Here is a 10,069-nt window from a genome sequence, read left to right as displayed (position 1 = left end):
TGATCATTAAGAGAATATGAAGAACAACTTGTGTGGATTTTTACTGATTGATTGATCGAAATATTATCATTGATTGTTGGTTTAAATTACTCGAAGTTTATTTGAGAGAATTTGTCAGTAATTGATGAGCCAGAATTGTGACCTTAAGTCACTAATGATTTTAACTGAAGAGTTTGATCATGGCTCAGATTGAACGCTGGCGGCAGGCTTAACACATGCAAGTCGAGCGGGGGAGATTGCTTCGGTAATTGACCTAGCGGCGGACGGGTGAGTAATACTTAGGAATCTGCCTATTAATGGGGGACAACATCTCGAAAGGGATGCTAATACCGCATACGCCCTACGGGGGAAAGCAGGGGATCACTTGTGACCTTGCGTTAATAGATGAGCCTAAGTCGGATTAGCTAGTTGGTGGGGTAAAGGCCTACCAAGGCGACGATCTGTAGCGGGTCTGAGAGGATGATCCGCCACACTGGGACTGAGACACGGCCCAGACTCCTACGGGAGGCAGCAGTGGGGAATATTGGACAATGGGGGGAACCCTGATCCAGCCATGCCGCGTGTGTGAAGAAGGCCTTATGGTTGTAAAGCACTTTAAGCGAGGAGGAGGCTCTTTTGGTTAATACCCAAGATGAGTGGACGTTACTCGCAGAATAAGCACCGGCTAACTCTGTGCCAGCAGCCGCGGTAATACAGAGGGTGCGAGCGTTAATCGGATTTACTGGGCGTAAAGCGTGCGTAGGCGGCTTTTTAAGTCGGATGTGAAATCCCCGAGCTTAACTTGGGAATTGCATTCGATACTGGGAGCTAGAGTATGGGAGAGGATGGTAGAATTCCAGGTGTAGCGGTGAAATGCGTAGAGATCTGGAGGAATACCGATGGCGAAGGCAGCCATCTGGCCTAATACTGACGCTGAGGTACGAAAGCATGGGGAGCAAACAGGATTAGATACCCTGGTAGTCCATGCCGTAAACGATGTCTACTAGCCGTTGGGGTCTTTGAGACTTTAGTGGCGCAGCTAACGCGATAAGTAGACCGCCTGGGGAGTACGGTCGCAAGACTAAAACTCAAATGAATTGACGGGGGCCCGCACAAGCGGTGGAGCATGTGGTTTAATTCGATGCAACGCGAAGAACCTTACCTGGTCTTGACATAGTAAGAACTTTCCAGAGATGGATTGGTGCCTTCGGGAACTTACATACAGGTGCTGCATGGCTGTCGTCAGCTCGTGTCGTGAGATGTTGGGTTAAGTCCCGCAACGAGCGCAACCCTTTTCCTTACTTGCCAGCATTTCGGATGGGAACTTTAAGGATACTGCCAGTGACAAACTGGAGGAAGGCGGGGACGACGTCAAGTCATCATGGCCCTTACGACCAGGGCTACACACGTGCTACAATGGTCGGTACAAAGGGTTGCTACCTAGCGATAGGATGCTAATCTCAAAAAGCCGATCGTAGTCCGGATTGGAGTCTGCAACTCGACTCCATGAAGTCGGAATCGCTAGTAATCGCGGATCAGAATGCCGCGGTGAATACGTTCCCGGGCCTTGTACACACCGCCCGTCACACCATGGGAGTTTGTTGCACCAGAAGTAGGTAGTCTAACCGTAAGGAGGACGCTTACCACGGTGTGGCCGATGACTGGGGTGAAGTCGTAACAAGGTAGCCGTAGGGGAACCTGCGGCTGGATCACCTCCTTAACGAAAGATTGACGATTGGTAAGAATCCACAACAAGTTGTTCTTCATTGATGTATCTGAGGGTCTGTAGCTCAGTTGGTTAGAGCACACGCTTGATAAGCGTGGGGTCACAAGTTCAAGTCTTGTCAGACCCACCAAGTCTACTGAACACAGAAGAGCAGATATATTAAGATCTTAAGCTGGGGACTTAGCTTAGTTGGTAGAGCGCCTGCTTTGCACGCAGGAGGTCAGGAGTTCGACTCTCCTAGTCTCCACCACTACTACGCAGTTACCTGATTAAAAAAAGATTGATTATAGAAATTAATGAACTGAAGTTTATAGAGTTTATTAACTTCTGTGATTTATCACAGTGAACTACTCGCTGACGAGGCGGTAGAGAATCATTAACAGAATATATTTGAGTTGAAATAATTGTTTAACTCGTTTTATGAAGCTTAACAAGCAATTGTTAAAGCGGAATGAAATGAGAACTAGCGATAAAACTGAATCAAGCGTTTTGGTATATGAATTAAATTGAAGCTGTACAGTGATTAAGTTCACAGGCAACAAATAGAAGTGGTTAAATCCACATTGTTGATCCTCCTTGTAGGGATTAACGACTGTTTGGGGTTGTATAGTCAAGTAATTAAGTGCATGTGGTGGATGCCTTGGCAGTCAGAGGCGATGAAAGACGTAATAGCCTGCGATAAGCTTCGGGGAGGCGGCAAATATCCTGTGATCCGGAGATTTCTGAATGGGGAAACCCACTTACCATAAGGTAGGTATCGCATGATGAATACATAGTCATGCGAGGCGAACGAGGGGAAGTGAAACATCTCAGTACCCTTAGGAAAAGAAATCAATTGAGATTCCCTCAGTAGCGGCGAGCGAACGGGGATCAGCCCATTAAGTTATATGTGTATTAGCGGAAAGCTCTGGGAAGTGCTACCGTAGAGGGTGATAGTCCCGTACACGAAAGTGCACATATAATGATGACGAGTAGGGCGAGGCACGTGAAACCTTGTCTGAATATGGGGGGACCATCCTCCAAGGCTAAATACTCCTGACTGACCGATAGTGAACCAGTACCGTGAGGGAAAGGCGAAAAGAACCCCTGTGAGGGGAGTGAAATAGATCCTGAAACCGCATGCATACAAGCAGTGGGAGCCGACTTGTTCGGTGACTGCGTACCTTTTGTATAATGGGTCAGCGACTTATATTCAGTAGCAAGGTTAACCGTATAGGGGAGCCGTAGAGAAATCGAGTCTTAATAGGGCGTTTAGTTGCTGGGTATAGACCCGAAACCGGGTGATCTATCCATGAGCAGGTTGAAGGTTGGGTAACACTAACTGGAGGACCGAACCCACTGTCGTTGAAAAGCCAGGGGATGACTTGTGGATAGGGGTGAAAGGCTAATCAAACTCGGTGATAGCTGGTTCTCCCCGAAAGCTATTTAGGTAGCGCCTCGGACGAATACCATAGGGGGTAGAGCACTGTTTCGGCTAGGGGGTCATCCCGACTTACCAAACCGATGCAAACTCCGAATACCTATGAGTACTATCCGGGAGACAGACTGCGGGTGCTAACGTCCGTAGTCAAGAGGAAAACAATCCAGACCGCCAGCTAAGGCCCCAAAATTATAGTTAAGTGGGAAACGATGTGGGAAGGCATAGACAGCTAGGAGGTTGGCTTAGAAGCAGCCACCCTTTAAAGAAAGCGTAATAGCTCACTAGTCGAGTCGGCCTGCGCGGAAGATGTAACGGGGCTAAAACTATATGCCGAAGCTGCGGATGTATACATTGTATACGTGGTAGGGGAGCGTTCTGTAAGCCGATGAAGGTGTGTTGAGAAGCATGCTGGAGGTATCAGAAGTGCGAATGCTGACGTGAGTAACGACAAAACGGGTGAAAAACCCGTTCGCTGAAAGACCAAGGGTTCCAGTCCAACGTTAATCGGGGCTGGGTGAGTCGACCCCTAAGGCGAGGCCGAGAGGCGTAGTCGATGGGAAATTGGTTAATATTCCAATACTTCTGTGTAATGCGATGAGAGGACGGAGAAAGTTAAGTCAGCCTGGCGTTGGTTGTCCAGGTGAAAGGTTGTAGGCATGCATCTTAGGCAAATCCGGGGTGCTCTATGCTGAGAACTGATAGCAAGCGAGTTTACTCGTGAAGTGGCTGATACTATGCTTCCAGGAAAAGTCTCTAAGCTTCAGTTACACAGGAATCGTACCCGAAACCGACACAGGTGGTCAGGTCGAGTAGACCAAAGCGCTTGAGAGAACTCTGCTGAAGGAACTAGGCAAAATGGTACCGTAACTTCGGGAGAAGGTACGCTGCTGACGGTGATAGGACTTGCTCCTTGAGCTATTGGCAGCCACAGAAACCAGGCCCCTGCAACTGTTTATTAAAAACATAGCACTCTGCAAACACGAAAGTGGACGTATAGGGTGTGATGCCTGCCCGGTGCTGGAAGGTTAATTGATGGGGTTAGCGTAAGCGAAGCTCTTGATCGAAGCCCCAGTAAACGGCGGCCGTAACTATAACGGTCCTAAGGTAGCGAAATTCCTTGTCGGGTAAGTTCCGACCTGCACGAATGGCATAATGATGGGGGCGCTGTCTCCAGCAGAGGCTCAGTGAAATCGAAATCGCCGTGAAGATGCGGTGTACCCGCGGCTAGACGGAAAGACCCCGTGAACCTTTACTGCAGCTTGACATTGAACTTTGATCTTACTTGTGTAGGATAGGTGGGAGGCTTAGAAGTAGCGACGCCAGTTGCTATGGAGCCATCCTTGAAATACCACCCTGGTAATATTGAGGTTCTAACTCTGTCCCGTTATCCGGGACGAGGACCATGTCTGGTGGGTAGTTTGACTGGGGCGGTCTCCTCCTAAAGAGTAACGGAGGAGTACGAAGGTGCGCTCAGCGTGGTCGGAAATCACGCGTAGAGTATAAAGGCAAAAGCGCGCTTAACTGCGAGACCCACAAGTCGAGCAGGTACGAAAGTAGGTCTTAGTGATCCGGTGGTTCTGTATGGAAGGGCCATCGCTCAACGGATAAAAGGTACTCTGGGGATAACAGGCTGATACCGCCCAAGAGTTCATATCGACGGCGGTGTTTGGCACCTCGATGTCGGCTCATCTCATCCTGGGGCTGAAGCAGGTCCCAAGGGTATGGCTGTTCGCCATTTAAAGAGGTACGCGAGCTGGGTTTAGAACGTCGTGAGACAGTTCGGTCCCTATCTACCGTGGGCGTTGGAAATTTGAGAGGATCTGCTCCTAGTACGAGAGGACCAGAGTGGACGAACCTCTGGTGTACCGGTTGTGACGCCAGTCGCATCGCCGGGTAGCTATGTTCGGAAGGGATAACCGCTGAAAGCATCTAAGCGGGAAGCCTACCTCAAGATAAGATTTCCCTAGGACTTTATGTCCTCTAAAGAGCCGTTGAAGACTACGACGTTGATAGGTTGGATGTGGAAGTGCGGTGACGCATGAAGCTGACCAATACTAATTGCTCGTGAGGCTTGACTATACAACACCCAAGCAGTTGTATATGAAGCATCATTTGATTCATAAAAGATCAAAGAAACTTGATTTAGTTGTAAAGCTAGTTACATGAGCGAGGAATAAACAAACATTAATTATGTTTGTCCGAGCGCAAGACATAAAGCTATGCTTTATGTTAAAATCAACTCAAATGTTCTTCTGTTAAACTCATTTGGAACAAAGTAAGGCATACCCATAAGACCCGAAAAAGTCCATAACAGTTTGCTGGCGACAATAGCAAGAGTGAACCACCTGATCCCTTCCCGAACTCAGAAGTGAAACCTCTTAGCGCTGATGGTAGTGTGGGGTTACCCATGTGAGAGTAAGTCATCGCCAGCTTTTAATTCTTAAAACACCCTCAACTAAAATGTTGAGGGTGTTTTTTTATGCGTGGAGGAAAGAAAAAGATAGAAATGAGAAAAAATTAAGAAGAGAAATAAAAGCTCTGCGTTGTGGTAGAGCTTTTAACTGAAAGTAATTTTTTATCTCAAATTTAATTGTCGTCTTGCATGTTTTAAAGCTGTTCTTATGCCTTCTTCTAGCGTTGGGTGATAGAAAGGCTTGCTTAATATTTCATCGATAGTGAGATCTTCAGCGATCATCCAAGACAGTAAATGTGCCATATGTTCTGCAGATTCAACAAAAAGCTCAGCCCCGAGCAATTTTCTGGTTTTTTTATCCACATAAACTTCAATTGCACCTTTATTTTTTCCTAAAACTAATGCTCGCCCTTGTTTTTCATAAGAAACGAATCCTGTAATAAATTCTATATTTGATTTAGACAGTGCAGCATAATTTTGACCGACCATTCCCATTTCAGGGCTACAGAAGACAATACCCAGCGGTACCAGCGTATTTAAATCTTGAATTTTTGGGAAATTTAAACAGCTTGAAACAACATTTCTCCCTTCATGCGCTGCTTCATGTTGTAATGGCGTTTGTGTAAATGCATCTCCAACAATAAATATTGGAAAATTAGCGAGTTGTTTTGAGTTTTTATGAATAGGTAGATTTTTTAAATCTGAAAATGAAGCATCTATATTTTCTAACGCAAGAGTTGATAAATTTGAACTACGACCTGTTGCCGTTAAAACATAATCTACCTGTATTGTATTGGTTTCATCATTTTCTATAAATGAAACTGCAACCCCAAGCTCTGTGTCTTCAATTGAGTTGGGTAAAATCTCGAATTTAATATCCAGCTCTTTTGAAAGTGTTGTTTGCGCAATTGCTTGTAAACTTGGGCTGGTCAATACACCAACTTTTTTACTTCTAGCAAAAATAGTCGTATTCACGCCTAAACGATGCATGGCTTGGGCTAATTCAATGGCAATTACGCCACTCCCAATTACTGCAATTGATTTAGGTAGCGTTTTGAGTTCAAAAACTTCATCGGATGTGATGAGTTTATTCCCAATATTCTTTTTCCAATCTTTGTCGTAGGTTGGTGTTGAACCGACAGCCAAAATAAATGACTTTGCTTGATATTGCTGACCATTGACCTCAACTGTATGGGCATTTATAAACTTAGCTTCACCATCAATTTTATGTTTCTCTTCCCAGCTTTCTACATCTTTCAGTGTTGCTCGTGCAAAGCGATCACGTAAATTTTGGACATGTTGCATCACTCGATCTGTATTAATTTCTGATTGAACACTTAAGGCAACTTCATCTGCGTGTTGAATATCATGCATTCGATTGGCTGTTGAGATTAAAACTTTACTTGGCATGCATCCGACTCGAACACAGGTAGTATCCCAAGGTCCTTTATTAATTATCAATAGGTTGGAGGTATATTTAACTGCTTCTTTATATGCGCTGATGCCTGCTGTTCCTGCACCAATGATAATGATGTCGTACATTGTATAAACCTGATTTTAAATAATAAAAATTACATTAAAAAACATTTTGAAATAGCATATTTACACATATAAATATCTATGGTTACATAGCATTCAAAATAATCTACAACAATTTTTTGGGGATTCTTACGTTGAGTAAAATTATGGACACTAAGAAGGTTACTGGCAAGTTAAGTGCTATAGCAATTTCAATTTTGTTAGCGAGTTGTGGCGGTGGTGGTGGTTATTATGATGGTAATAATAGCGGCTCAAATAATGGTAATAATGGCGGTGGGACAACGATTTCTGCAGTAAATATTAGTTCGATTACTTTATTAGATGCAAATTCTGTTTCGACAAATACTATAACTGTTTCAGGTGCTACTGCGAAAGTAAAAGTTACAAATGGCAGTGGTGTTGGAATTAGTGGGGCATTAGTGACTTTCCAAGGTACAGGCGTAGTATTTGGAACCTCTAATGGTGCAGTTTTAACCAATGCTGATGGGGAAGCCAGTATTTCAGTCAAGCCTGAAAATAGTACAGATACAGGCAGCTATCAGCTTACCGCAACTGTTAGTCATAAAGATCTGACAGCAACAACAACGCCATATAACTATTCTCTTCAAGCTGCAAATATTTTATTTGAGAACATGGTAGCAGCGAATACTTCACTTGATTCGGGTGGCTCAACGATAATAACACTTAAGACACAAGATTCGGTGACTAAGAACAATCAAAATAATGTCACTGTAAACTTTAGTACAAGCTGTGGTACTTTTGACAATAATTCTGTTGTTTCTTCAAATCAAGGTGATGTTGCTGTTACATACAAAGCTATAGATGCAAATGGTAAACTATGTGAAGATGGGCAAACGATTACAGCTACTGGCAGTAATGTTTCCGTTTCTAAGTCTATTAATGTTCAAATTGCAGCAATTGCAGCAAATTCTTTAGTCTATACAACAGTTGGCAAAGTAAATTTAGTGACAAGAAATAGTGGCTCTGCATCTTCTGGAAGAGTTGAATTTACTGTTTATGCGAATGGCACACCTGCAGCAAATCAAGATGTCAACATTGAACTTACTAAAGGTCCAGGTGATTTAAGCTTTGTTACTGATGGTAATAGAATTCCAAAAACAGTAAAAAGTGATGCATCAGGTAAAGTTGTTGTAAATCTTTACCCAGGAAACTTACCTGGCCCAGTCGAAATTAAAGCGACATTAGTAAGTAATGCAAATATTTTTGTGCTTTCAAAAGAAGTAGCAGTTGCTTCGGGTCGTGTTACACAGAGTGGTTTGAGCTTGTCAGTAAGTAAAGTAGCATTAGCTGGTGACGGTGATGGTGATACTTCAACAATTACTGCACGAATGGCTGATCGAGTAGGTAACCCTGTCCCAGATGGAACGGTAATTAGTTTTATTTCTGAAGGTGGTAGTGTTACACCAAATTGCGCAACAACTAATGGTGTTTGTAGTGTTGCTTTAACTACGCAAAATCCTCGCCCGTTCGATAGTCGAGTCAGTGTTCTGGCTTTTGTTGAAGGTGATAAAGAATATGTAGATGTCAATAATGACAATATGTATACCGCTGGAATTGATAAATTGACCCAAAACATTGGTGATTTCTTCTTAGATGATAATGAAAATAATCAGAAAGATGAAGGCGAGTTTAAATATGTGCGTGGTGCATCAGGTGCAACATGTATTCCATCTACAATAGCTCAGCCGAATATTGAAGGTACATGTAATAATCAATTAGATGCGGTGCTACGTAGACAGTTACGTTTTGCTTTCTCAAGTGAAACCCCTACCTTTGTTGCTTTGAGTGGTGTTAATAGTTCAATGACTCAAGCTTTGCCTGGAGTATTCTCTTTCCAAATGTATGGTAACGGTTTAAAAACAGTACCAATGCCTTCTGGTACCACTATTTCAGCTACAGCAAAAGATAATACAGATAATAATTTAGCTTGCGAAGCTGAAGTTATAAGTGGAGCGGTTACAGTTCCTGGTGTTATGGATTTATTATTACCTGATACTTTTCCTCAAAAGGATAATAAGGGAGTTACATATAGTGTCCGGAGCTTAAAATGTGCTCCTGGTGATGAGATTCGTATAACAGTAACTACACCGAATGGTACTGTAACAAAACCATTTATAAACGTAGTTAATAGTCTGAGTTAATTATAAAAAAACAGCGCTTCGGCGCTGTTTTTTTTATTTTACGGATGTACCCATACTCACGCCCACAGTGGGTCTTACATTCATTGAACTACATGCAGATAAAAATAGGCAAGAGATTAAGATCAGACCAACAACTTTCATTTAAATATTCTCAATTTTAAATCAGTACTATTCTAAGTCGAATTATTCGTTTGCGTGTGTAGTAAAATTATTGTCTTTATTTTTTACTGATTACTGATTTAAAGCTGGATGAAGCTAAAAAAGCTAAAAGCCTAAATGCTTAAACTTTTAGCCAATCTATGTTATTAGTTTTTTAAAGTTTAAGGTGTAGTAAACTGCAAAACACGATTACCATGTTGATCGACTAACTTTAAGGTCTTGTCGTAGACTTGATAGCCCTGAACTTTGCTTAAAGCTTCGGTATATTGTGTGGCGATTTGCATGCTGCTTGGACAAAGCATTTTGGTCGAAGCCAATTGCCCGATCGTAATATGTTGTCCTTTTAACCCATATTGTCCCATGATGCGATTACAGCCATCACTGCCACTTATACGTAAATCTGAACCGAATTGAATGCTGGGAGCATTACGTGAGCTTGGGTCAGCCTTATATTCTGTTGCACCAATATGTGTGAGGGTCCAATTTTTATTTTGTAATAAACTGAGGTTTTGTGCTTGCTGGGTACTACTTGGTGTTGAGGTACATCCAGTTGCAAAAAGTGTTGATGTTATTAGTGTCGCTGCAATAATGGCTTTGAACATGAGTGTTCTCCTTAATCTTGTCATAATTTTATATCAATAGAAATGAAGTATATCACTGGATTAATTTAA

At 43.0% G+C, this 10,069-nt stretch carries 3 protein-coding genes, 2 tRNA genes and 3 rRNA genes; 6 read left to right on the top strand and 2 right to left on the bottom strand.

What is annotated here, in order from left to right; all coding sequences use genetic code 11:
* Positions 1-161: 161 nt before the first annotated feature.
* The 5 genes from ACINWC743_RS17680 to rrf all read left to right on the top strand — a co-directional run bounded on the left by ACINWC743_RS17680 (position 162) and on the right by rrf (position 5,557).
* Positions 162-1,699, top strand: a 16S ribosomal RNA gene (locus tag ACINWC743_RS17680).
* A gap of 59 nt (positions 1,700-1,758) precedes the next feature.
* A tRNA-Ile gene (locus tag ACINWC743_RS17675) sits at positions 1,759-1,835 on the top strand.
* A gap of 44 nt (positions 1,836-1,879) precedes the next feature.
* A tRNA-Ala gene (locus ACINWC743_RS17670) sits at positions 1,880-1,955 on the top strand.
* Positions 1,956-2,313: 358 nt separating this feature from the next.
* Positions 2,314-5,204: ribosomal RNA gene (locus ACINWC743_RS17665) — 23S ribosomal RNA — on the top strand.
* A gap of 238 nt (positions 5,205-5,442) precedes the next feature.
* Positions 5,443-5,557: ribosomal RNA gene (gene rrf / locus ACINWC743_RS17660) — 5S ribosomal RNA — on the top strand.
* Together the 16S, 23S and 5S rRNA genes with 2 tRNA genes alongside form the textbook arrangement of a ribosomal RNA operon.
* Positions 5,558-5,700: 143 nt before the next feature.
* Here rrf and ACINWC743_RS17655 read toward each other — a convergent pair.
* Complete coding sequence (locus ACINWC743_RS17655; protein ID WP_009586382.1) at positions 5,701-7,080, bottom strand: dihydrolipoyl dehydrogenase; 1,380 nt, start codon at positions 7,078-7,080, stop codon at positions 5,701-5,703.
* 143 nt (positions 7,081-7,223) lie between these two features.
* On the opposite strand from ACINWC743_RS17655, the gene ACINWC743_RS17650 reads away from it, so the two are divergent.
* Positions 7,224-9,239, top strand: a complete 2,016-nt coding sequence (locus tag ACINWC743_RS17650; protein WP_035301376.1) for a hypothetical protein — start codon at positions 7,224-7,226, stop codon at positions 9,237-9,239.
* A 320-nt stretch (positions 9,240-9,559) separates the two neighbouring features.
* Here ACINWC743_RS17650 and ACINWC743_RS17645 read toward each other — a convergent pair whose 3' ends face one another.
* The gene (locus ACINWC743_RS17645) at positions 9,560-10,000 is read right to left on the bottom strand and encodes an META domain-containing protein (protein WP_009586381.1); all 441 of its coding nucleotides are present in this window, start codon (positions 9,998-10,000) and stop codon (positions 9,560-9,562) included.
* Positions 10,001-10,069 lie beyond the last annotated feature (69 nt).

The sequence above is a fragment of the Acinetobacter sp. WC-743 genome, from assembly GCF_000335555.1.
GTDB classification, from domain to species: Bacteria; Pseudomonadota; Gammaproteobacteria; order Pseudomonadales; family Moraxellaceae; genus Acinetobacter; species Acinetobacter bereziniae.
This window is presented reverse-complemented; position numbering and strand designations above follow the sequence as displayed.

What these genes read in the sequence shown, in the direction of transcription:
- ACINWC743_RS17650 (WP_035301376.1), top strand. Translation starts at nt 7,224, where the DNA reads ATGGACACTAAGAAGGTTACTGGCAAGTTAAGTGCTATAGCAATTTCA.
- ACINWC743_RS17655 (WP_009586382.1), bottom strand. Translation starts at nt 7,080, where the DNA reads ATGTACGACATCATTATCATTGGTGCAGGAACAGCAGGCATCAGCGCA.
- ACINWC743_RS17645 (WP_009586381.1), bottom strand. Translation starts at nt 10,000, where the DNA reads ATGTTCAAAGCCATTATTGCAGCGACACTAATAACATCAACACTTTTT.